The sequence below is a fragment of the Ideonella sp. FW305-24 genome, assembly GCF_058788035.1.
In genome coordinates, this window is sequence record NZ_JBYTAI010000008.1 from 272103 (window position 1) to 292204 (window position 20102).

19 protein-coding genes are annotated in these 20102 nt (G+C 70.7%); 6 read left to right on the forward strand and 13 right to left on the reverse strand.

Translation table 11 applies throughout. The features are described from left to right. Nucleotides 1–39: 39 nt before the first annotated feature. Nucleotides 40–975, reverse strand: a complete 936-nt coding sequence (locus AC3WR5_RS22025; RefSeq protein ID WP_492487147.1) for a LysR family transcriptional regulator — start codon at nucleotides 973–975, stop codon at nucleotides 40–42. A gap of 82 nt (nucleotides 976–1057) precedes the next feature. Between AC3WR5_RS22025 and AC3WR5_RS22030 the strand changes: the two genes are divergently transcribed. The 5 genes from AC3WR5_RS22030 to AC3WR5_RS22050 all read left to right on the forward strand — a co-directional run bounded on the left by AC3WR5_RS22030 (nucleotide 1058) and on the right by AC3WR5_RS22050 (nucleotide 6514). Further along, nucleotides 1058–1990 (forward strand): alpha/beta fold hydrolase, encoded by a 933-nt coding sequence (locus AC3WR5_RS22030; RefSeq protein ID WP_492487149.1) that lies wholly within the window; start codon nucleotides 1058–1060, stop codon nucleotides 1988–1990. Next, the gene (gene leuC, locus AC3WR5_RS22035) at nucleotides 1987–3444 is read left to right on the forward strand and encodes a 3-isopropylmalate dehydratase large subunit (protein WP_492487151.1); all 1458 of its coding nucleotides are present in this window, start codon (nucleotides 1987–1989) and stop codon (nucleotides 3442–3444) included. The genes AC3WR5_RS22030 and leuC overlap by 4 nt, the downstream gene beginning before the upstream one ends. Beyond that, nucleotides 3437–4102: a 3-isopropylmalate dehydratase small subunit gene (gene leuD / locus AC3WR5_RS22040; RefSeq protein ID WP_492487153.1), complete on the forward strand. Its 666-nt coding sequence runs from the start codon at nucleotides 3437–3439 to the stop codon at nucleotides 4100–4102. The genes leuC and leuD overlap by 8 nt, the downstream gene beginning before the upstream one ends. Nucleotides 4103–4202: 100 nt before the next feature. Then, complete coding sequence (locus tag AC3WR5_RS22045) at nucleotides 4203–5462, forward strand: MliC family protein (protein ID WP_492487155.1); 1260 nt, start codon at nucleotides 4203–4205, stop codon at nucleotides 5460–5462. 71 nt (nucleotides 5463–5533) lie between these two features. After that, the gene (locus AC3WR5_RS22050; protein WP_141290883.1) at nucleotides 5534–6514 is read left to right on the forward strand and encodes a S1C family serine protease; all 981 of its coding nucleotides are present in this window, start codon (nucleotides 5534–5536) and stop codon (nucleotides 6512–6514) included. Between the two features lie 39 nt (nucleotides 6515–6553). Here the strand turns inward: AC3WR5_RS22050 and AC3WR5_RS22055 are convergent, their stop codons facing one another. The 12 genes from AC3WR5_RS22055 to AC3WR5_RS22110 form a co-directional block, all read right to left on the reverse strand. Beyond that, nucleotides 6554–7072: a hypothetical protein gene (locus AC3WR5_RS22055; RefSeq protein WP_492487157.1), complete on the reverse strand. Its 519-nt coding sequence runs from the start codon at nucleotides 7070–7072 to the stop codon at nucleotides 6554–6556. A gap of 169 nt (nucleotides 7073–7241) precedes the next feature. Beyond that, the gene (gene trxB / locus AC3WR5_RS22060) at nucleotides 7242–8201 is read right to left on the reverse strand and encodes a thioredoxin-disulfide reductase (protein WP_492487159.1); all 960 of its coding nucleotides are present in this window, start codon (nucleotides 8199–8201) and stop codon (nucleotides 7242–7244) included. A gap of 29 nt (nucleotides 8202–8230) precedes the next feature. Next, entirely contained in the window at nucleotides 8231–10135 is a 1905-nt protein-coding gene (dsbD, locus tag AC3WR5_RS22065; protein WP_492487161.1) for a protein-disulfide reductase DsbD, read from the reverse strand. Next, nucleotides 10132–11145 (reverse strand): FAD:protein FMN transferase, encoded by a 1014-nt coding sequence (locus AC3WR5_RS22070; RefSeq protein WP_492487162.1) that lies wholly within the window; start codon nucleotides 11143–11145, stop codon nucleotides 10132–10134. Before AC3WR5_RS22070 ends, dsbD begins: the two co-directional genes overlap by 4 nt. A gap of 19 nt (nucleotides 11146–11164) precedes the next feature. Further along, a complete protein-coding gene (locus tag AC3WR5_RS22075) occupies nucleotides 11165–12265 on the reverse strand; it encodes a DUF3570 domain-containing protein (protein WP_492487164.1) in 1101 nt (366 codons plus the stop codon). Nucleotides 12266–12335: 70 nt separating this feature from the next. Then, nucleotides 12336–12572, reverse strand: coding sequence for a DUF4266 domain-containing protein (locus AC3WR5_RS22080; protein WP_141291008.1), 237 nt, complete (start codon nucleotides 12570–12572; stop codon nucleotides 12336–12338). 118 nt (nucleotides 12573–12690) lie between these two features. After that, nucleotides 12691–13239 (reverse strand): TlpA family protein disulfide reductase, encoded by a 549-nt coding sequence (locus AC3WR5_RS22085; protein WP_492487166.1) that lies wholly within the window; start codon nucleotides 13237–13239, stop codon nucleotides 12691–12693. 150 nt (nucleotides 13240–13389) lie between these two features. Further along, nucleotides 13390–14748 (reverse strand): S8 family peptidase, encoded by a 1359-nt coding sequence (locus AC3WR5_RS22090; protein WP_492487168.1) that lies wholly within the window; start codon nucleotides 14746–14748, stop codon nucleotides 13390–13392. Nucleotides 14749–14755: 7 nt separating this feature from the next. Continuing rightward, nucleotides 14756–15469 carry a zf-HC2 domain-containing protein gene (locus AC3WR5_RS22095; protein WP_492487170.1) on the reverse strand — a complete coding sequence of 238 codons (714 nt, stop codon included), beginning with the start codon at nucleotides 15467–15469 and terminating at the stop codon, nucleotides 14756–14758. Beyond that, nucleotides 15456–16085 carry an RNA polymerase sigma factor gene (locus AC3WR5_RS22100; RefSeq protein WP_492487171.1) on the reverse strand — a complete coding sequence of 210 codons (630 nt, stop codon included), beginning with the start codon at nucleotides 16083–16085 and terminating at the stop codon, nucleotides 15456–15458. Before AC3WR5_RS22100 ends, AC3WR5_RS22095 begins: the two co-directional genes overlap by 14 nt. Nucleotides 16086–16170: 85 nt before the next feature. Continuing rightward, the gene (locus AC3WR5_RS22105) at nucleotides 16171–16896 is read right to left on the reverse strand and encodes a hypothetical protein (RefSeq protein WP_492487173.1); all 726 of its coding nucleotides are present in this window, start codon (nucleotides 16894–16896) and stop codon (nucleotides 16171–16173) included. Nucleotides 16897–17028: 132 nt separating this feature from the next. Next, nucleotides 17029–18774, reverse strand: a complete 1746-nt coding sequence (locus AC3WR5_RS22110; protein WP_492487174.1) for an ATP-binding cassette domain-containing protein — start codon at nucleotides 18772–18774, stop codon at nucleotides 17029–17031. A gap of 79 nt (nucleotides 18775–18853) precedes the next feature. Between AC3WR5_RS22110 and AC3WR5_RS22115 the strand changes: the two genes are divergently transcribed. Next, entirely contained in the window at nucleotides 18854–20035 is a 1182-nt protein-coding gene (locus AC3WR5_RS22115; RefSeq protein ID WP_492487176.1) for a glycosyltransferase family protein, read from the forward strand. Nucleotides 20036–20102 lie beyond the last annotated feature (67 nt).

Sequence of the window (20102 nt, forward strand, 5' to 3'; positions counted from 1 at the left end):
TCGTCGAACGATCCACGTGACCCGCGGCGCTGCGGGTCTTCAGGGCCAGCTCGGCAGCGGATGCTGCTCAAACCAGGTCACCAGGAAATCCACCGCCGCCCGCGTGCGGGCCGAAAGATGCTCGCGCGTCGGGTACAGCGCCATCACGTCGGCCGGCGGCAGTTGCCAGTCGGGCAGCATCGCCCGCAGCCGGCCTGAACGCAGGTAAGGCGCAGCGTCCCACACCGAGCGCAGCAGCGCGCCGTGGCCGTCCAGCGCCCATTGCAAGGCGGTGTCGCCGTCGTTGGTCGACATGCGGCCACGCACCTTCACGCTTTCCTGCCGGGGCGCTGTTCGGCTGCCCTGGCCATCGCCGCGTGGCGTGAACTGCCAGGTGTTGAAGGCCTCGTCGTTCTCGCGCAGCAGGATGCACGGCCAGCGTGCCAGGTCCGCCGGCCGGTCGGGCTCGCCCAGCGTGCGCAGCAGCTTTGGGGAGGCGCACAGCACCCGGTGATTCGCGGCGATCCGGCGTGCGCTGAGGCGCGCATCCGGCAAGGGCCCGATCTGCAGCGCCAGGTCCAGGCCCTGTTCGACCAGGTTCACCTGGCGGTCGCTCAACGTGAGCTGCAGTTCGACCTCCGGATGCGCCCGCGCAAAGGCCGACAAGGCCGGCGCGAGCTGGCGCCGGCCGAAGCCCAGCGTGGCATGCACGCGCAGCAGCCCGCGCGGCGTGGCCCGGCTGCCGCCCACGGTCTGTTCCAGCGTCTGCAGCTCACCCAGCAGCCGCGAACCCTCGGCCAGGTAGGCCTCGCCTTCGGCGGTCAGGCTGACCCGGCGCGTCGTGCGCTGCAGCAGCCGCGCGCCAAGCCGCCGCTCCAGCGCCGCCAGCCGCTTGCTGATCGTGGGCGGCGTCACGCCCAGTTCGCGCGCGGCGGCGCTGAGGCTGCCCTGGCGGGCCAGCAGCACAAAAAAGCCGAGGTCGGAGATGGCATCCATGCCTGCCATTCTGTCGCCACAGGCATCAATGATGTGCGTTCGGCGATCACACTTTCCCTGGCGGGCGGCCTACGATGCGCCCATGCCTGCCAATCTGTCACCGTCTGCCGACCCGGGTGAAGTGCTGTTCCCCGGCTTTGCGTCCCACTTCATCGAGACCGATGTGGGCGTGAACATTCGCGCCCGCAGCGGTGGCGAAGGCCCGCCCTTGCTGCTGCTGCATGGCCACCCGCAGACCCACGCGATCTGGCACCGCGTGGCGCCGGTGCTGGCGCGTCACTTCACATTGGTGCTGGCCGACCTGCGCGGCTATGGCGACTCGTCCAAGCCCGTGGGCGAGGCCGACCACACCAACTACAGCAAGCGCACGATGGCGCGCGACATGCGCCGGTTGATGCAGTCCCTGGGCCACGAGCGCTTCGCGGTGCTGGCACATGACCGCGGCGCGCGGGTCGCGCATCGGCTGGCAGCCGATCATGAAGATGCGGTCAGTCGCCTGGTGCTGCTGGACATCGCCCCCACACTCGCCATGTACGAGCAGACCAGCGAGCTGTTCGCCCGTGCCTATTGGCACTGGTTCTTCCTGATCCAGCCCGCGCCGCTGCCCGAGCGCCTGATCAATGCCGACCCTGCCGCCTACATCCGCGATGTGATGGGCCGCCGCAGCGCCGGCCTGGCGCCATTCGACCCGCGCGCGCTGGCCGAGTACGTGCGTACCGCGGCGCTGCCTGGCACTGCCCACGGCCTGTGCGAAGACTACCGCGCTTCCGCTGGCGTTGACCTTCTGCACGACCGCGCCGACCGCGATGCCGGCCGTCGCCTGACCCAGCCGTTGCTCGCCTTGTGGGGCGCCGAAGGCGTGGTCCAGCGTTGCTTCTACCCGCTGGCCGAATGGCAGCGCGTGGCAACCGACGTGCGTGGCCACGCACTCCACTGTGGCCACTACATCGCAGAAGAGGCGCCTGAATCGCTGCTGGCCGCAGCCCTACCGTTCCTGCAGGGCAGGGCCGCATGACCGGCCGCACGCTCTACCGCAAGCTGGTGGACAGCCACACCGTGGACCTGCTCGACGAGCAGAACGTGCTGCTGTTCTGCGACCTGCACCTGATGAACGAATACACCAGCCCGCAGGCCTTTGCCGGCTTGCATGCGCAGGGGCGACCGGTCCCGATGCCGGGCCAGCATGTGGCGGTGGTCAGCCACATCATCCCGACGCATGCTGCGCCAGTGGCTCAACGTGTGATCCTGGATCCACCGTCTGCACTCCAGGCGCGCAACCTGCGCCGCAACTGCGAGCAGCACCGCATCGCACTGTTCGACACGCAGGACCCTTTGCAAGGCATCGAACACGTGGTGGCACCCGAGCATGGGTTGATCCTGCCCGGCATGGTGGTGCTGTGCGGCGACAGCCACACGACGACCTATGGCGCGCTCGGTGCACTGGGTTTTGGCATTGGCACCAGCGAGGTCGAGCATGTGCTGGCCACGCAGACCCTGGTCTACCGGCTGGCGGGTGACATGCGCATCACGGTCGACGGCCGGCTGCCCCGGGGTACCGGCGCCAAGGACCTGGTGCTGGCGATCATCGCCCGCATCGGCGCGCAAGGGGCGCGCGGCTACGTGGTCGAGTTCTGCGGCGAAGCCATCGATGCGCTGTCGATCGAGGCTCGCTTCACACTGTGCAACATGGCGGTCGAGGCCGGTGCGCGGGGTGCGCTGGTCGCGCCGGACCAGAAAGCGCTGGACTACGTGCTGGCGCACGCGCCGGACCTCGCCGAAGACGGCCCGTGGCGCGAAGCCGCGTTGGCGCATTGGGCCACGCTGCGCAGCGACGCCGACGCGGTGTTCGAAGTCGAGCATCGCTTCGACGCCAACCAGCTGTCGCCCTTTGTGACCTGGGGCACCAGCCCGGACCAGGCCTTGCCGGTGCACGCCGCCGTGCCCAGCCCGCAAGACTTCGATGACCCCGTGGCGCGCAGCAGTGCCGAGCAGGCCTTGCGCTACACCCGGCTGTCCGCGGGTGCGCCGCTCGCCGGTACGCCGGTGCAGCACGTGTTCATCGGCTCCTGCACCAACGGCCGCATCGAGGACTTGCGCGAGGTCGCAGCCACGGTCGGCTCGCATCATGTGGCACCCGGCGTGCGTGCCATGGTCGTGCCGGGCTCCGGCGCGGTGCGCGCGCAGGCCGAGGCCGAAGGCATTGCCGCGCAGCTGCTGGCAGCCGGCTTCGAGTGGCGCCAGCCCGGCTGCTCGATGTGCCTGGCGATGAACGACGACGTGCTGGCCGACGGCGTGCGCTGCGCCAGCACCACCAACCGCAATTTCGAGGGCCGCCAGGGCCGCGGCGCCATCACCCACCTGATGAGCCCGGCCATGGCTGCCGCCGCCGCCATCACCGGCCGCATCACCAACCTGGCCGATCCGCTGCAGTGGCCACCCCTGGCCCCACAGGAGACGCGACATGCCTGAGACCTCAACGACCGCGTGGATTGCCCGCGCCGCGCCGCTGCCGCTGGCCAACCTCGACACCGACCAGATCATGCCCAAGCAGTTTCTGCGCGGCATCGACAAGGCCGGCCTCGCCCAGGGCCTGCTGTACGACCTGCGCTTCGACGCCCACGGCCAGCCCAGGCCCGAATGCGTGCTGAACCAGCCCGCGTTCGCCGGTGTGGACGCCTTGATCGGCGGGCCGAACTTCGGCTGCGGCTCCAGCCGCGAACATGCGGTGTGGGGCCTGCTGCAGTACGGCGTGCGCGCAGTCATCGCGCCCAGCTTTGGCGAGATCTTCTATTCCAATGCGGTCAACAACCGCCTGCTGCCGGTGATGGTCTCGCCGGCGCACGGCCAGGCCTTGCTGGACCAGGCGCTGGCCTGCGCAGCGGCAGGTGAAGGCCCGTTGCCGCTGCAGATCGACCTGCCCGCGCTGCAGGTGCGCTGCGGCACCATCGAGGCCCCGTTCGCGCTGTCGCCGCGCCACCAGCGCATGCTGCTGCAGGGCCTGGACATGGTGGGTGCCACGCTGGCCCACGCAGCGCAGATCGAAGCCTTTGCTGCGCGTCATTTCGCCGCCCAGCCCTGGTTGCAGGACCGCGCGATGCTCACCCGGGAGCGCCTCACGGCAGCCTGAACGCTGTCGCCGCACGCGAGAATGTCGCAAACAATGCGTGGAGCGATGTGTGGATTGGATGCGTGGACCTTCTTGTCGGTGGCGCTTGCAAACCAGGCCGGTGCCCGCGATATTGGCCGTGGCGCTGGCCGGTTGTGCCGAGCTGAACCTGCCTGACTTGCTGGCGTCGCCTGCGCCAGCCACCAAGCCGGTTCGTGTCACTCAGGTGGCCGCCGCAACGGCCTCGGCGCCTGTTGCCGTGACGGCCAAACCCGCCGCGCCGCCGCCTGCCGGGCCGGTGCTGCCGCCCAAGGCCGTCATTGCCTATGGCAGCAGCCCGCTGCAGTTCGGCGAACTCCGGTTGCCGCCTGGCGACGGGCCGTTCCCGGTCGCGGTGTTGATCCATGGCGGCTGCTGGACCAGCGGTTTCGCGACGCTGCGCAGCACCGCCGCGCTGGCCAGCGAGTTGACACGCTTTGGCATCGCCAGCTGGAACATCGAATACCGCCAGCGCGGCGACGCCGGTGGCGGTTGGCCCGGCACCTACCGTGACTGGGCTGCGGCGCTGGATCAGTTGCGCCAGCTGCAATACGTGCACCCGCTGGACCTGAGCCGCGTGGTTGCGGTCGGCCACTCGGCAGGTGGCCACGCTGCGTTGTGGCTGGCCGGCCGGGCGCAGTTGCCGGCCGACAGCGAGATCCGCGGCGCCGATCCGCTGCCGCTGCTGGCCGCGGTGGACATCGACGGCCCGGCCGACCTGGCCAGCTTCATCGGGCCGGACCAGCAGGCCTGCGGCGAACCAGCCGTGGCGCCGCTGATGGGCGGCCTGCCGGAGGCCCAGCCCCTGCGCTACCGCCAGGCCTCGCCACAGTCGCTGCTGCCGCTGCGCGTGCCGCAGTACCTGGTGTCTGCCGCGGTGCTCTTGCCGGAAGCCGCGCAGGCCTACCAGGCCAAGGCCCGCGCGCTGGGCGACGAGGTCGAGCTGCTGCCATTGCCCGGCGTGGGCCACTACGACCCGCTGCAGCCCGGCCTGCCCGCGGGTGAGGCCGTGCGCAGGCTGATCGTCGAACGTGCCTTCACGCCGCCGTTCAACGCCAGCAGCGTCAGCTACCGCTGCGCCGCCGGCAAGCGCCTGTCTGCCGCGTACCTGAACCTGCGTGGCGGCGAGTCGTTCGCGGTGCTGTCCTGGCAAGGTCGGCAGGAGGTGTTGCGTGCCGGCCCGGGCGGCTCCGGCGTGCGCTATGCCGCGCTGCCGGGGGCGCTGGCGGGTTCGCCCTCTGCCGGCCTGATCTGGCAGACCCAGGGAACCGAAGGCATGCTGAACCAGGAACTGGGCCAGACGACGCGCACGCTGGCTTTCGACTGCAAGCCCGAGCGCTGATTGCCAGGGCACCGCCGGGGCTTGAGTTCTTCGGCAGTGGCGCCATCTGCAGGGCTTGTTGGAGAGCTGCGATGGGTGCGAGAGAGCAGATGACCGAGGCCTGGGACGGACGTCCTGATGGCGACATCCTGGATGCGTATTCGGAGACGGTGGCCGCCACCGTCGAACGCGCGCGCGACGCGGTCGTGTTCGTGGCCGTGTCAGGCCGGCAGCAGCAAGGCAGCGGGTCCGGTTTCGTGTTCACGCCGGACGGTTACGTGCTGACCAACAGCCACGTGGTGCGGGGTGCCGTGGCGCTGGAGGTGTCACGGCCCGACGGCACGCGCGGCCAGGCCGAACTGGTGGGCGACGATCCGGATTCGGACCTCGCGGTGCTGCGCATCGGCTCCAGTCGTTTCCTGCCTCACCTTGAGCTGGGGGACTCTTCGAAGTTGCGTGTCGGGCAGGTGGCGATCGCCATTGGCAGCCCGCTGGGCTTCACGCACAGCGTGACCAGCGGCATCGTCTCCGCGCTCGGGCGAACGCTGCGCTCGGCCACCGGCCGGATGATGGACAACATCGTGCAGACCGATGCTGCGCTGAATCCCGGCAACTCGGGCGGGCCGCTGCTGGATTCGCACGGCCGCGTGATCGGCGTCAACACCGCGATCATCCGGGGCGCGCAGTCGCTCAGCTTCGCGGTGGCGGTGAATTCGGCCAAGTGGGTCGTGCCGCAGCTGCTGGCGCAGGGTCGCGTGCGCAGGGCCTACATCGGCCTGTCCGGCACCACCGAGCCGCTGTCCAGGCGCGTGGCGCGTTACCTGGGTGTGGCCCACGCGAGCGCGGTGCGCGTGTCGGAGGTGCAGCCCGACTCGCCGGCCGAGGCCGGTGGCGTCAAGCCAGATGACCTGCTGCTGGGGATCGATGGCCTGCCGGCTGCCACCGTGGACGATCTCCAACGCCTGCTGGACGGCTCGCGCATTGGCAAGGTTTGCGTGGTGCGCGTGCTGCGTGGTGCAGAGTCGCTGTTCCTGCACCTGGTCCCGGCGGAAAGCCGCCCCGCGAGGGGCTGAACTGTCGCTCGCCGCCAGGCCGGCTGCCGGCGGTGGGTGTCAGCGCGTGAACGCTTGCACGCTGCCTGCCGGCAGGCCGTGGTGGCGCGCGGCCATCAGCGGGCTCTGCAGCGTGGCGGTGTAGGTCACCAGGCCTGAGTTGCAGGGCTCCGTCTGCTTGATCGAGCTGTTGACGTCCACGTAGGTGGCCTCGCCGGCCTTGACCGTGCCGGTGACCGTGGTGCCGGAGACGTCGAACTTCATCGTCAGCGTCTGGTAAAGCGACTGGCCCTTGTACTCGCTGGACAGCTTCTTGGCGGTCACCGGCAGGTAGGCGCCAATGCCCCACCATGCGAACTTGACGTCACCGGTCTTGCAGGTCTCGTTCCACTGGGTGGAGCTGCCGGTGAAGACGAGGCCGTCGGTCTCGCTGTTGACCAGCGTGATTTCAATGCTGAGCCCGTCGGATGTGGTGCCGGCATAGGTGCCGGCGACCTGGGCATGGGCCCCGCCGGCGATCAGGGCCAGCGTGAGGGCGAGGGCGGCGTGTGCAGTGGGTGCGCGCAGGGTCTTGGACATGGGAATTCCTCCAGGGATGAACGAGCAGAACAACTGCTCGCCGCCGCGAAAGGAGTCCCGGGCAGGGCGGTTGGCGACGAGCTGGCGCATCGTCGCGGGCCACCGTTAGGCAAACGCTAGCAAGCCGTCCGAACGCCTCTGCCCAGGAGGCCGGGTGCGTCGGCCCGCGTCAGGAGGCCTGCTGCTCCAGGAAGCGCTGCGCATCCAGCGCAGCCATGCAGCCGGTGCCCGCCGAGGTGATGGCCTGGCGGTAGACGTGATCCTGCACGTCGCCGGCTGCGAACACGCCCGGCACGCTGGTCATCGTCGCAAAGCCGTTCTGGCCGCTCTTGGTGACGATGTAGCCGTCCTTCATCTCCAGCTGGCCGCGGAAGATGTCGGTGTTCGGGTGGTGGCCGATGGCGATGAAGCAGCCCTTGAGCGCGATGTCCTGCGTCTCGCTGCCGTCCACCTTCTTCAGCCGCACGCCGGTCACGCCGCTCTGGTCGCCCAGCACTTCGTCCAGCGTCTGGTGCAGGTGCAGCTTGATCTTGCCCTGCGCGACCTTCTCGTGCAGCTTGTCGATCATGATGGCCTCGGCGCGGAACTTGTCGCGCCGGTGCACCAGATGCACCGTGCTGGCGATGTTGCTCAGGTACAGCGCTTCCTCGACCGCGGTGTTGCCGCCGCCGACCACGGCCACTTCGTCATTGCGGTAGAAGAAACCGTCGCAAGTGGCGCAGCCGCTCACGCCGCGGCCCATGAAGGCCTTCTCCGAATCCAGGCCCAGGTACTTGGCCGAGGCGCCGGTGGCGATCACCAGCGAATCGCAGGTGTAGTTGCCGGAGTCGCCCTTGAGCTTGAAAGGCCGTTCGCTGAAGTCGGCGGTGTGGATGTGGTCGAACACGATCTGCGTCTGGAAGCGCTCGGCGTGTTCGAGGAAGCGCTGCATCAGCTCGGGGCCCTGCACGCCCATCACGTCGGCCGGCCAGTTGTCGACCTCGGTGGTGGTCATCAGCTGACCGCCCTGGGCCATGCCGGTGACCAGCAGCGGCTTGAGGTTGGCGCGCGCAGCGTAGATCGCGGCCGAGTAGCCGGCTGGGCCGGAGCCAAGAATCAGGACCTGGGCGTGGGTGGTGGGAATGCTCATCGGGCGCTCATGGTGCGAGTCAAACGGGGTCACAGCTGGGCGGCATCCAGCCGGCGGGCGAAGGCCTCGGCCGGCTCGAAGCCGATGGTGCGGGCGCTGGCCAGCTCGGTGCCGCGCGGGTCGAAGAACAGCACGGCCGGCGGGCCGAACAGGCTGAAGCGCTTCATCAGCGCCTTGGCTTCGGGTGTGTTGTCTGTCACGTCGGCCTGCAGCAGCAGGGCGCGAGACAACCGCGGCTGGATGCTGGCGTGGCGGAAGGTCAGGTGCTCCATTTCCTTGCACGAGACGCACCAGTCCGCATAGACGTCCACCATCACCGGTTTGCCGGCCGTGCGCAGCGCTTCGTCCAGCTGCTGCAGCGAGGTGATGCGGCGGAAGCTGGGCGTGTCCGCCGCAGCGGTGGTGGTGGCTCCGGCCACGCCAGCGCCGTTGCGCGCCAGGTGGCGCAGAGGCTGCAGCACGCTCTCGCCGCCGGACAGCGCGCCGGCCATCAGCGCGATGCTCCACAGCGCCGCCACGCCGCCAATGCCGCGCCACAGCGGCCAGCGGCCGGTGTTGAAGGTGCCCAGCGCCATCAGCGCGACCATCACGCCCGCGCCCAGCACGAACATCGTCACGCCGGCCGGCAGCACCGGCGAGACGAGCCACAGCGCGGTGGCCAGCAGCATCAGGCCGAAGAAGGTCTTGACCTGCTCCATCCAGCGGCCGGCGCGCGGCAGCAGGCTGCCGGCCGACAGGCCCAGCAGCAGCAGTGGCACGCTCATGCCCGTGGCCAGCGCGAACAGCGCAGCGCCGCCCAGCAACACGTCACGCGTCTGGCTGATGTAGACCAGCGCGCCGGCCAACGGTGCGGCCACGCAGGGCCCGACCAGCAGCGCCGAGAGCCCGCCCATGCCGAACACCGCCAGGTGGCGGCCGCCGCCCAGCTGGTTGGAAGCATTGTTCACCCGTGCCTGGATGAAGGACGGCATCTGCAGCTCGAACATGCCGAACATCGACAGCGACAGCCCGGACAGCAACAGCGCGAAGCTGCCCAGCACCCAGGGGTTCTGCAACGCTGCGGCAAAGCCGGAGCCGAGCAGGCCGGCGGCCACGCCCGCGGCGGTGTAGACCAGCGCCATGCCCAGCGAATAGGCCAGCGCCAGCGTGAAGCCGCGCGAGCGCGACACCGGCGCGCCCTGGCCGACGATGATGGACGACAGGATGGGCACCATGGGCAGCACGCAGGGCGTGAAGGACAGCAGCAGTCCGCCCAGCAGGAACAGTGGCACCACCTTCAGCAGGCTGCCCGAGGACAGCGCCAGCGTGTTGCCGGCGTCGTCCGCCGCTGGTGCGGCTGCAGCTGCGGTGGCCACGGCTGGTGCTGCTTCCTTCGCAGCGTCACCGGCCGGTGGCGTACCGAACAGGTCGGCCGCCGGCTCCCAACGGGCCTGCAGCGCACCGCCCGCGTCCCGCGAGAGGTGCACCGTGCCCTGCTGCGGCGGGTAGCACAGGCCGCGGTCGGCGCAGCCCTGGTAGCTCATCGCCAGCGCAGGCGGCAGCTCGCCGGCCGGCAGCGGCTGGCGGACCTGCACCGTGCCTTCCCACAGCGTCATGGTCTGGTTGAAGTTGGTGTCGAAGTACGAGCGGCCGGGCGGCAGCGTGGCCGCCGGCAGCGCCGCGCCGCCCTCGGCCTGCAGCGAGAAGCGCTCGCGGTAGAGGTGGTAGCCAGGGGCGACCTGCAGGGTCACCTGCACGGCCTGGCCGTCCACCGCGACCTGCGGACGGAAGGCGTCTGCGGGGTCGAGGAAGCTGTCGCCTGCAGGGGCTGATGAGGCTGCGGGTTCGGCACCTGCGGCCCAGGCCGCAGGCAGGCCGGCTGCAGCGGCCAGGGCCACTGCAGCCAGGGCGGCCACAAAAGCCCGCCAGGGCCGGAAGGAGGAGAGGAGGCTCATGGTGTGGGAGGTGCGGTGAAGTGGAAGAGCGAAGGGGGTTCGGCCGGCAGTGCGGGCGCTGCGTCGGAAGAAGGTGGCCAGGCGGGCTCGTGTGCGTGGGCCTGGCCTTGCGCGTCGATGGCCAGGAAGGCCACGCCTTGCTGGCGCAGGAAGTCAGCGCCCGCAGCGCCCATCAGCATGGCCAGCGTGCTGAGCGCACCGGCGGCGGCGCACACCGGCGCGGCCACGCTGATGGACTGCCAATGCGTGACCGGCTGGCCGCTGCGCGGGTCCAGCACATGGCAGCAGCGGCGGCCGTCGGGGGTGACGAAGAAGCGTTCATAGTCGCCGCTGGTGGCCAGCGCACCGTCGCGCAGCTGCAGCGTGGCGCACACCGCGCCGGGTTCGCGCGGATGCTGGATGCCGAAGGCCCAGGGCCGGCCGTCGGCGCGCGGGCCCAGCACGCGCAGGTCGCCGCCCAGGTTCACGAAGCCGTGCCGCAGCCCGGCCTGCGCGAGCACGGCCTGCGCCCGGTCCGCGGCGTATTCCTTGCCGATGCCGCCGAAGTCCAGTTCCATGCCGGCCTGCGGCAGCAGCACATCATGCAGGCCCCATTGCACGCGCGGCCAGCCGATCAGCGGCAGCACCTCGGCCAGCTGCACCGCACTGGGCTCGCGTGCGGCGCGGAAGTCCCAGGCCCGGCGCAGCACGCCGCTGGTGAGGTCGAAGCGGCCCTCGCTCAGTCGGTGCAACTGGTCGCCGAAGGCCAGCAGCCCGGCGGTTTCTTCGTCGATGGGCACAGCCTGGCCGCTGCCGGCGGCGGCGTTGATGCGCGAGACCACGCTGTCGGCCCGGTAGCGCGAATACTTGGCCTCGATGCGCCGGACCTCGGCCATCGCCGCCTCGCCGGCTTGGCGCAGCGAGGGCCCGGCCGGTGTGCCGGCGCTGCCCAGCACGATCTCGCAACGCGAGGCCATGGCCTCGAAGGCGAGATGCCAGCCGTCGGCGGGTTCGTGCCAGGTCTGCAGCATGGGGGGTGGCCTCGGTCGCTTAAAAACTGCGCGAGAGGCCGAACTGCCACCAGCGTGCCGAGAAGGTCGCCAGGCCGGGCGACCCATTGCCACCGGCACGCCAGCCAGAGCGCTGCTCGTAGCGCTCGTAGTTGAGGTCCAGCTTCCATTGCGCGTCCACGCGCCAGTCCACGCGCAGCCCGCCGGTCAACGCGCCGAAGGCCGAGAGCCGCTGGTCGGCCGAGGTGGGGTGCTGGCCGTCGAAGCCCGGTGGGAAGGGCTCGCCGAGCACCGGGTCATACACCGGATCCTTGTAGAACCTGGCGGCACTCTGCGTGGTGTAGCGCAGCGTGGGCGTGACGCTCCAGCGCTCGCCCAGCGGCTGCACCCAGGCGGCTTCCAGCGTGTGGGCGCGCACGCCGAAGCTGTCGTCGTAGAAGCGCCAGCTGGTGCGCAGCGTGGCCTGCAGCGGTTCGATGTGGTGGTTCCAGCGCAGCAGCGCGGTGTACTGGTTGCGCGAGCGCGGCCGGATGTCGGGGAACTTGTACGGGTCCGAGAAATATCCGCGGCCCCAGTTGGCACCGAGGTTGAGCTGCACCAGGTCCAGCGCCGAGACGGCCTGCGTCACGCCGGCGAGCAGCTGCCAGGTGCCGCGGTGCTCGTGCAGCGTGTCGTCGTCGCTGGAGCCGATGCTGTCGTTGCTGCGTGCCAGGCCGATGTTCCAGGTGCGGTTGTTGTCCTCGCTGGAGAGCCGCCATTCGGCCGAGAGCGTGCGCGACTTGTAGTCGTGCTCGTTGGACCAGGCGCCGCCGATGGCCCAGGCCTGGCGGTCGTCGTAGTGCGTGAGCTTCAGGTCGCCGGCATGGCGCTGGTCGTCCATGTGCGAGGCACTGGAGATGGCGCTGTGGTGGCGCGGCGAGGCGCCGGACACGCCATCGCGCACGAACGAGCCTTCCAGCGACCAGTGCGCGTCCAGCGGCGCCAGCGCGTAGATCGACGGCGCGTTCACATGCACCCGCTGCAGGCCGGGCTGCCAGTCCTGGTAGGACAGCTGCTTGATCGCGATGACACCCTGCTCGGGCGCGGTTTCGGCCATGGCCGGGGCCACGATGCCGGGCAGCAGCAGCGCAGCGGCCAGCACGCCGCCCAGGACGGGGCCCGATGAAGGAACGGGACGCGGGCTTGCTGCCGTTGTCGCTCCGGTTGTCGCGTCAGTTGCAGCCACAGCCACCTCCGCCCACGCCGTAGCCGCCCGAGGCGTTTTCCTTGCTGGTGTAGATGTGCTGGTCGAAGCGATCGCCCAGCGGGTCGCCGGCCATGGTCATTTCCGGACGGGCGAGCGCGCCCTTTTCCCAGGCCTGGGGCGCCTGCCAGCCGGCGCAGCCGCCGAGCGTGGCCGTGGCGAGCAGCAGGCTCGCCAGCAGGCCGGTGCGAAGTGGAGGGTTCATCGTGTCGATTGCAGTAGGTCGTCAAAAAGAGGTCACTCAAGGAAACGCCGGGTCGTTCCAAGTTTCCTTGTCGCCCCGCGGGGGGCGGGCTGGGCGCAGCCCGGCCTTGGGGGCGCTCTCAAGCCCCTAGGGCAGCGGCGAGGCGGGCTTCCAGCGGGGCCATGTCGTCCTCCCGGAAGCCGGCATGCGTGGCCAGCACCTTGCCGTCGGCGCCCAGCAATACCGAGCTGGGCATGGCCTTGACGCCGAAGCGGCGCGCGGTGTCCGCCGAGGGGTCGAAGGCCAGCGTGAACTGCGCCGGCAGCTCGGCCAGGAAGCGCTGCGCGTCGGCGGTCTGCTTGTCCAGGTTCACCGCGACGATGCGCAGCCCCTGCGGTCCGAACTTGGCCTGCATGCGGTTCATCCATGGGAATGACTGGCGGCAGGGGCCGCACCAGGAGGCCCAGAAGTCGATGTAGGTCGCGCGGGCCTTGCCGTCGAACAGCGGCACGCCGGGCTGGCCGGCGGCACCGGGCGCGCTCTGCACCGGCAGCGCATCGCCAGGTACCAGCGCGGCCGCGAGGCCGGACCAGCCCAGGCCGCCCAGTGCCAGTGCTGCCGTGGCACTCTGCGCAAGCCATTCACGGCGCGTGGAATCGTGGAAAGGCGGGCGGCGAACAAAGCTCATCGGTGGCTCCTTGAAGCGCAGGAAGCAGGGCTGCTGCGCTTGCTGCGCAGCGGGTCTGCGCGTAGGTGCCGTCGGCGGCCCAAATGGTTGAAGGCCGCGTGCGATGTTGGTGAGAAAAGGTGTCTGCGCGGGATGCCGCGCCGCGCGCATTCAGCGTGCGGTACTGCAGTGGCAGCTGGGGCTTTGCGCTTCCAGCACGCGGCAGGCGTTGACCTCGGTGGCCGAGGGTGCCTGCTCGCGCAGCAGCTTTTCGATGCGCGGTCCGTCGAGCTGCGGCTGGTGCTGCAGCAGCAGCGCGGCAATGCCGCTGACATGGGACGCGGCCATCGAGGTGCCGGAGGCGAAGTCGTAGCGCCCGCCAGGCGTGAGCGTCAGCACCTCGCGGCCGGGGGCCGCCAGGGCTGCGGTGCCGAAGGGGTCGGCGGTGGCGTCCTGCACCGCGATCACGCCGTGCACGTTGAGCGGAAAGCCTTCGCGCGAGCCAGCCGGCGGCAGCGCGCCCACCACCACCACGCCGCGCGCGATGGCCTGGCGCAGCAGCCGCGCCAGCAGCCCGTCCGGCGGGCCGCCCAGGCTGAGGTTGATGACCTGCGCGCCGCCGTCCAGCGCGGCAGCCAGCGCTTGCGAGAGGGTGAAGGAATTGCAGGTGGCGCGGCCGTCGGGCAGCTCCCAGCAGGCCTTGAGCGCCGTGAGCCGCGCGCCGGGCGCGATGCCGACGATGCCGATGCCGTTGCCCGGCTGCGCGGCGATCAGCCCGGCCACTTCGGTGCCGTGGCGATCGCGTCGGAACTGGGCACTGTCGTGGTCAACGAAGTTAGCGGTCTCCGGTGTGGCGCTGCCCAGGTCCTGGTGCGCGGTGTCCACGCCGGTGTCGATGACTGCCACGCGCACGCCGTCGCCGCGTGCGCAGCGGTGGGCCTGCGGCACGCCCAGCGCGAGCACGCCGCGCTGCAGCGGCAGGTAGGGGTCGTTGTAGGCGCTGGCGGCGGCGAGCGCCTGGCGTGGCGTTGCGGATGCGGCAGCGGGGGGCAGGTCCGCCGGGGACGCCGGGGATGAGGCCTGCGCCAGCGTCTCGAACTGCTGCAGCGGCTGGGCCAGCGCCACGCGCGGGTCCTGGGCCAGGGCGGCCAGCACGGCCTCGCGCGAGACGCCATCGGGCACGCGCAGCGTGGCGCAGTGCAGGCCCAGCACGCGGATGGGCCAGGCCGCCAGCGGCTGCAGCCGGTGGGCTTGCGCGACCTCGGCCATCAGCTGCTCGGCCCGAACGCCAGTGGCGTACTGCGGCTTGCGTGAATAGAGGCCAGGCGTGGAGCCGGCGCTGGTGGGCAAGGCCTCCATCGGGTTCTGGACCGCCACCACGATGACCTGGCTGCCGTCACCCGCCGGGGCGCCGCCGACGAGGGGCGGCGCTGCCGCGGGCTCGCCGGTGCCGGGCGCAGCGCAGCCTACCTGCAGCGCCAGCACGGTGCCCAGCCAGGCGCCGTGCAGCCAAGCTCGAAAGCCCGTCATCTGGCCATCACCGCGCCGGCCCGGTGGACTCGGCGAACGCCACGGCCGGCAGGTGGCGCAACTCGGCTGCGAGGCCGTCCGCATCGCGCTGGCCCGCGCCTTGGGCCCAGCCCAGCGTGAACACGCCGGCTTCGGTGGGGCCCGCGAGCACCACCAGGCCGCGCTGCAGCAGCAAGGCCTGCACTTCATCGACGCGGCGCTCGCCCTGGAACACCACGCGCAGCACGCCGCGCGATGCACCGGTGCCGGCAGGTGCGTCGGTCAGGGTCTGGTAGGCCGGCGTTGCCGTGGCGGCCTGGCCCTGCCACCACCAGGCGACCACGCCAAGCGTCAGCACCAGTTGCAGGCCACCGACCAGGGCCACGGTGGCCAGTGGCACGCGCAAGCCGGTTTGGGCTGCCGCCGCCCAACCGCCAACCCAGCCGCCCATCCAGCCCTGCCGGGGGAGGGCTGCGACAGCCGGGCGCGTGGCCCCCAGGTTCGCGCCATCCAGGCGGCGCATCAGCTTGGCCAGGCCCTGTTCCAGGTCGGGGCCTGGCGTGGCAGGCTCGGCCATTTCGGTGACCAGTTGCTGCTCGTGGCGCAGGGCCTCGCGGCAGTCGGCGCAGGTGGCCAGGTGGGCTTCGGCCTGGCGGCGCTGCGCGGGCGTGGCGCCGCCATTGGCCAGCCAGGGCAGCAGGGCCCAGGTGGCCTGGTGGCGCTGCATTTCAGCGGGATTCATCTTGGGTTCCTTCGCTGCGCGCCAGGCCGGTTTCGCCGGCCAGGTCGGGCAACAGGTTGCGCAGTCTCACCCGGGCGTGGAACAGCCGCGCCTTGGCGGTGCCGACCGGGCATTCCATGATGGCTGCGGTTTCCTCCAGCGTGTGGCCCTGGCCGTAGACCAGCTCCACCGTCAGGCGCTGGTCCGCCGGCAGGCGCGCCAGGCCTTTGGCCAGCCAGTCGCGCACCTCGTGGGTGGCGTGGGGGTCCTGCTGGCCGGCCAGGGCTTCGAGATCGTCGTCGCTGCCGTGCCAGCAGGGATCGTCCTGGTCGCGCAAGGCCTTCATCGCCACGCGGTAGGCAATGCCGAGGATCCAGGTGGACACACGGGCTTCGCCGCGGTAATCGCCGGCCTTCTGCCAGACGATCCACAGCGTGTCGTTGATGACCTCCTCGATCAAGGCCTCGTGGCGGGTCACCCGGCCGAGGAAGCGCACCAGGCGCGGCTGGTATTCGCGGTAGAGCGCGGTCAGCGCCTCACGATCCTGTGTCTCGGCAATGCGCCGCAGCCAGCCCTGGTCGGGCGAGGCGACCGAGGCCGATGCAGGGCGGCGGCGAAGCGAAGGCAGGAGGAACATGACGGGGGCCGTGACGGAAGGCGAGCGCTGGACGTCCGTCTGTACCGGGCTTGGCCGCAAATGGTTGCATGCCGGCGAAATAAAGTCAGAAACTCCAGACCAGGCTGGCCACCCAGCTGTTGTTTGTCGAGACACCGTAGAGCGGGCGGGCGGCTGGGTCGACCATCACGCGGTCGAGTTGCAGGGCCAGGTGGTCCTGCTGCCAGCCGGCACCGGCCTGGCCGAACAGGTAGCCGTCCCCGCCGCCGTAGAGCCGCCAGCCCGCGCCGCCGCCCAGGTGCCAGCCACCCGCCAGCGGCCAGCTGGCGTTGAGTTCCAGCGATCGGCTGACTACCGCCGGGCCCTGGTGCTGGTTGCAGCCAGGCCCGCGCCGGGTCTCGGCGGACCAGCTCAGCACCCAGCGGTCGGCATCGGCCAGGCTCAGGCCGGCCTCGTTGTAGCACCAGCGCTGCAGCGAGGGCGCGCCGGGGTAGCTGTTGTGGCGCAGCTGGGCGGTGACGGCCCATCGGCCATCCAGCGTCCACTCCTTTGCCGCGCGCAGGCCGACTGCGCCTGCGGATTCATGCGCCTGGGTCTCCAGCCGGCCATAGAGCGCCCCGAGGGACCAGCCTTGCGGCGCGTAGAGGTCCACCCCGGCAAAGCCCACGGCAGTGCCGTCGCGGCTCAGCGGAATGCCGCGCACCAGCCAGCGCGAACTGGCGCCGACGCGCCAACTGGTCTCAAGCCCCGCGGAACCGCTCTGCGCGGTCGCCGTCGTACAGGCCAGCGCGCCTGCCCCTGCAATCAGGGCAGGCCACGCGAGGCTGGGCATGCGGAGGAACATGAAGCGGCGAGTGCACCACGAACAAGGTGGCGCTGGCGGGTGGGGCGATGCACGGTATCACGGGTGGCGGCCCAAGGCCGCCGAGCCGTGCGCGCGGACGACACAGCTTGACAGACGCGCTCAAAGACGCGCCTGCAGCCGCCCATCGACCAGTTCCAGCGTCTGATCGGCCTGGGCGATGAAACCGGGGTCATGCGTGATGACGAGCACCACGGGTTTGCCAGGCGCCTGCCGCAGCAGGGCTATCAAGGCCTGCGTGCCGGGGCCGTCGAGGTGATTGGTCGGCTCGTCCAGGATCAGCATGCGCGGCCTGCGCAGCAAGACCCTGGCGAGCGCGATGCGCTGGCGCTCGCCGCCGGACAGCGGGCTGCCGCCTGAGCCCAGCCTGGCCGCCAGACCTTCCGGCCAGGCTGCCAGCCGCGGCCCCATGCCCACGGCTGTTGCCATGCGCTGCACGGCTTGCGGCGTGGCATCGGCCACGGCATAGGCCAGGTTGTCGTACACGCTGCCGGCGAACAGCACCGGGTTTTGCGGCAGGTAGCCCACGCCGCGCCGGAAGGCTGAGCGGTCGATCTGCGCCCAGGGCACGCCGTCGACGCGAAGTCTGCCGTGCCCGGCTTCGGTCAGGCCCAGCAGCAAGCGCAGCAGGGTGGTTTTCCCGGCGCCGTTCGCCCCAGTCAGCACGGTGATGCGGCCCGGCTCCAGTGCGAGATCGAGGTCGCGAACCAGGCTGCGCGCGTCCACATGGCGACTCACGCCTTCCAGCGTCACGCGCCAGTGCGTTGGCGGCACCCGCCCATGATGTGCCGGCGCAGCCTGCATGGCCAGCAGGCGCTCGATGCTGGCCAGCGCCGGCACACCCTGCGCCATTTCCTGCAGGGCGCGCAGCGCGCCCTGCAAGGCGCCGCGCAGGGCCAGCAGCAGGAACAGCACCGAAGCCAGGCTCGGGCCAGACACCGCCGGCCCGCCGGCCAGGGCCAACCAGGCCACCAGGCCCAGCAGAGCCAGGCCCAGCACCAGCGCGTCGAGCTCGGTCACCCAGGTCTGGGTTCTCGCCAGCTCACGCGCCAGCGCGTGGGTGTGGGCGACCTTCGCGCGGCTCGCCTGCTGCTCGTGAAGCTCGTTTGCGTGGCTGACGGCGAGTTCATGGCGCAGCACGGTGCCGCCCAGTTGCTCGTACAACTGGTCGATGGCCTCGTGTGCCAAGGCCATCTGGCCAGCCAGGCGATGAGAGAGACGCCGGCGCACCAGCCACAGCAGGGCCAGCGCGACGAGCAGCGGCGCCGTCAGCGCGGGCAGCATCACCGCGATGCCGCCCAGGCACAGCAGCACCAGCACAATTCCCGGCAGCAGGCCGCCAAAACAGGCCCTGGCCATCTGGTTGAGCAACTCGCCATCCCGCGTCATCGCGAGCACAAAACGCTCGGCGCCTTGTTGCCGCACGGTGTCGCCCGGCAATGCGAGCAGCTTGTCCACCAGTTGTTCGCGCAAGCGCGTCAACCCGTCCTGCACGGCATCGATGACCATGCGCTGCCCGAAGTAGCCCAGCGCCGCCGCAGCCAGCAGGCCCGTGGCGGCGGCCATCGCCGCCCAGGCCGAGGCCGGGCCACCACCCACGACCTTGCCAATCGCGATCGACACCCCCACCAGCAGACCCGCCCGCAACAAGGCCGCCGTCAGCCCGCCGAGCAAGGCCATCGGCCGCGTGGCAAACAGTTGCCACAGCCTGCGCACGACCCGCCAGGGATGCCAGTCGCGTGCCGGCGCTGGCGTGCCGGTGCTGCGAGCCAGGGCGCTCACGTCGAGTGGCGCTGCCGAGTCTGCCGCGCTGCGGGCAGCGTCAACGGTGGAGAAGGGTGCGGACATTGGATCCTGGTCCCGGTCGTGGAGCGAAACACCGGCCGGACCTGCGCCGGCAATGGCATAGTGAAACTGGTGGAGCGCGGTGAAAACGGTTGAAGAGGCACGCAAGAAGATGGGATGGCAACAAGGGCGCGACCGGGTGCAGGACCGCCTCATGCGTTGCCATGTGCAGGCCTGTCTCGTCGCCGGCCGGCTTCGCGGCAGGCGGCGGCCAACTGAACAACCGGACGCGGCGCTGCAGCTGCGGGGCACCGAGCTTTGCGCGCAAACGCTGGCCCGCTTCAGCCAGGTCCGCGCTGCCTGCGGCGAACGTGCGCTGCTGGTGACACCGCCATCCCCCGCCGGGTGGGTGTGGTTCGAGGACTTGCGCTGCGCGATGCAGCACATCGGCGTGGCCGTGCTGCGCCTCGACGATGAACAAGGCCTGACGCCGGCGCTGGTCCGTGACTTCCAGCCCACCTTGATGCTGGGCCTGGACACCCACCGCCTGCACATGCGGCTGCAGGCGGTCGGGCTGGACCGCCCCTCGCGCTGCACACGCTTGCTGATCCCCGCGCGCGACGTGGCGGCATCGCTTGCGCCCTTGACCTTGGCGGAGGCACAGCGCATCGAGCGCACGGCCAGCGGCGCGGGTGCGGACATGCTGCTGTCGCTGCATGCCGAGCCGTTCATGCAGCGCACGGTTGGCGCGTGGCTGGCGCTGGGCAAACCTTTTGTGTGGCTGCCGCAGTCGGCCAGCCCGTTTCGCGACCGGCCGCATGGCGTGGCCCGTGAGTTCGATCATGCGCATCTGTCGGTGGCCAATCCGGAGCGCATCCGGGCCGTGTGGCACACGATGCGCGACATCCTCTCTCGGCACCGCGGCCTGTTTGGCGAACGCGAGACCTGGGGCTTTGGCATGCCACGCTTGCCGGTCGAGGCGCATGCCCGCTGCCAGGCGATGGCCCGCGTGTCGCTGGCACCGCTGGTCGCCCCGCTGCTCGAATCTGCCGGGGACCTGACGCAGCGCGTCTATGCCGCAGCGGCCAGCGCGACCTTCCAGATCACCGAACTCAGCCCCTTGACCCGGCAGCATTTCGATGCGGACGAACTCGTTGCCGTGCCGCGCCGGCCGCACGCGATGCGCGAGGCCTTCGAGCATTGGGTGGACGACCAGGCAGGGCGAGAGCAGGTCGCTCGCCGTGCGCTGGCGCGGGTCTATCGCGATCACACCAGCCTGCACAGAGCGGTGCAGCTCATTGACGACGTGCAGGCCAGGCGCTGAATGATGGTACAGACAATTGACAGCCCCCCACAGGCCGCCCGATGTCCGGGTCGCCATGCAGAGCCAT

Bases quoted from the DNA above. Each gene is read 5' to 3' on its own strand.
- AC3WR5_RS22025 (WP_492487147.1), bottom strand. From the start codon at position 975: ATGGATGCCATCTCCGACCTCGGCTTTTTTGTGCTGCTGGCCCGCCAG.
- AC3WR5_RS22030 (WP_492487149.1), top strand. From the start codon at position 1,058: ATGCCTGCCAATCTGTCACCGTCTGCCGACCCGGGTGAAGTGCTGTTC.
- leuC (WP_492487151.1), top strand. From the start codon at position 1,987: ATGACCGGCCGCACGCTCTACCGCAAGCTGGTGGACAGCCACACCGTG.
- leuD (WP_492487153.1), top strand. From the start codon at position 3,437: ATGCCTGAGACCTCAACGACCGCGTGGATTGCCCGCGCCGCGCCGCTG.
- AC3WR5_RS22050 (WP_141290883.1), top strand. From the start codon at position 5,534: ATGGGTGCGAGAGAGCAGATGACCGAGGCCTGGGACGGACGTCCTGAT.
- AC3WR5_RS22055 (WP_492487157.1), bottom strand. From the start codon at position 7,072: ATGTCCAAGACCCTGCGCGCACCCACTGCACACGCCGCCCTCGCCCTC.
- trxB (WP_492487159.1), bottom strand. From the start codon at position 8,201: ATGAGCATTCCCACCACCCACGCCCAGGTCCTGATTCTTGGCTCCGGC.
- dsbD (WP_492487161.1), bottom strand. From the start codon at position 10,135: ATGAGCCTCCTCTCCTCCTTCCGGCCCTGGCGGGCTTTTGTGGCCGCC.
- AC3WR5_RS22070 (WP_492487162.1), bottom strand. From the start codon at position 11,145: ATGCTGCAGACCTGGCACGAACCCGCCGACGGCTGGCATCTCGCCTTC.
- AC3WR5_RS22080 (WP_141291008.1), bottom strand. From the start codon at position 12,572: ATGAACCCTCCACTTCGCACCGGCCTGCTGGCGAGCCTGCTGCTCGCC.
- AC3WR5_RS22085 (WP_492487166.1), bottom strand. From the start codon at position 13,239: ATGAGCTTTGTTCGCCGCCCGCCTTTCCACGATTCCACGCGCCGTGAA.
- AC3WR5_RS22090 (WP_492487168.1), bottom strand. From the start codon at position 14,748: ATGACGGGCTTTCGAGCTTGGCTGCACGGCGCCTGGCTGGGCACCGTG.
- AC3WR5_RS22095 (WP_492487170.1), bottom strand. From the start codon at position 15,469: ATGAATCCCGCTGAAATGCAGCGCCACCAGGCCACCTGGGCCCTGCTG.
- AC3WR5_RS22100 (WP_492487171.1), bottom strand. From the start codon at position 16,085: ATGTTCCTCCTGCCTTCGCTTCGCCGCCGCCCTGCATCGGCCTCGGTC.
- AC3WR5_RS22105 (WP_492487173.1), bottom strand. From the start codon at position 16,896: ATGCCCAGCCTCGCGTGGCCTGCCCTGATTGCAGGGGCAGGCGCGCTG.
- AC3WR5_RS22110 (WP_492487174.1), bottom strand. From the start codon at position 18,774: ATGTCCGCACCCTTCTCCACCGTTGACGCTGCCCGCAGCGCGGCAGAC.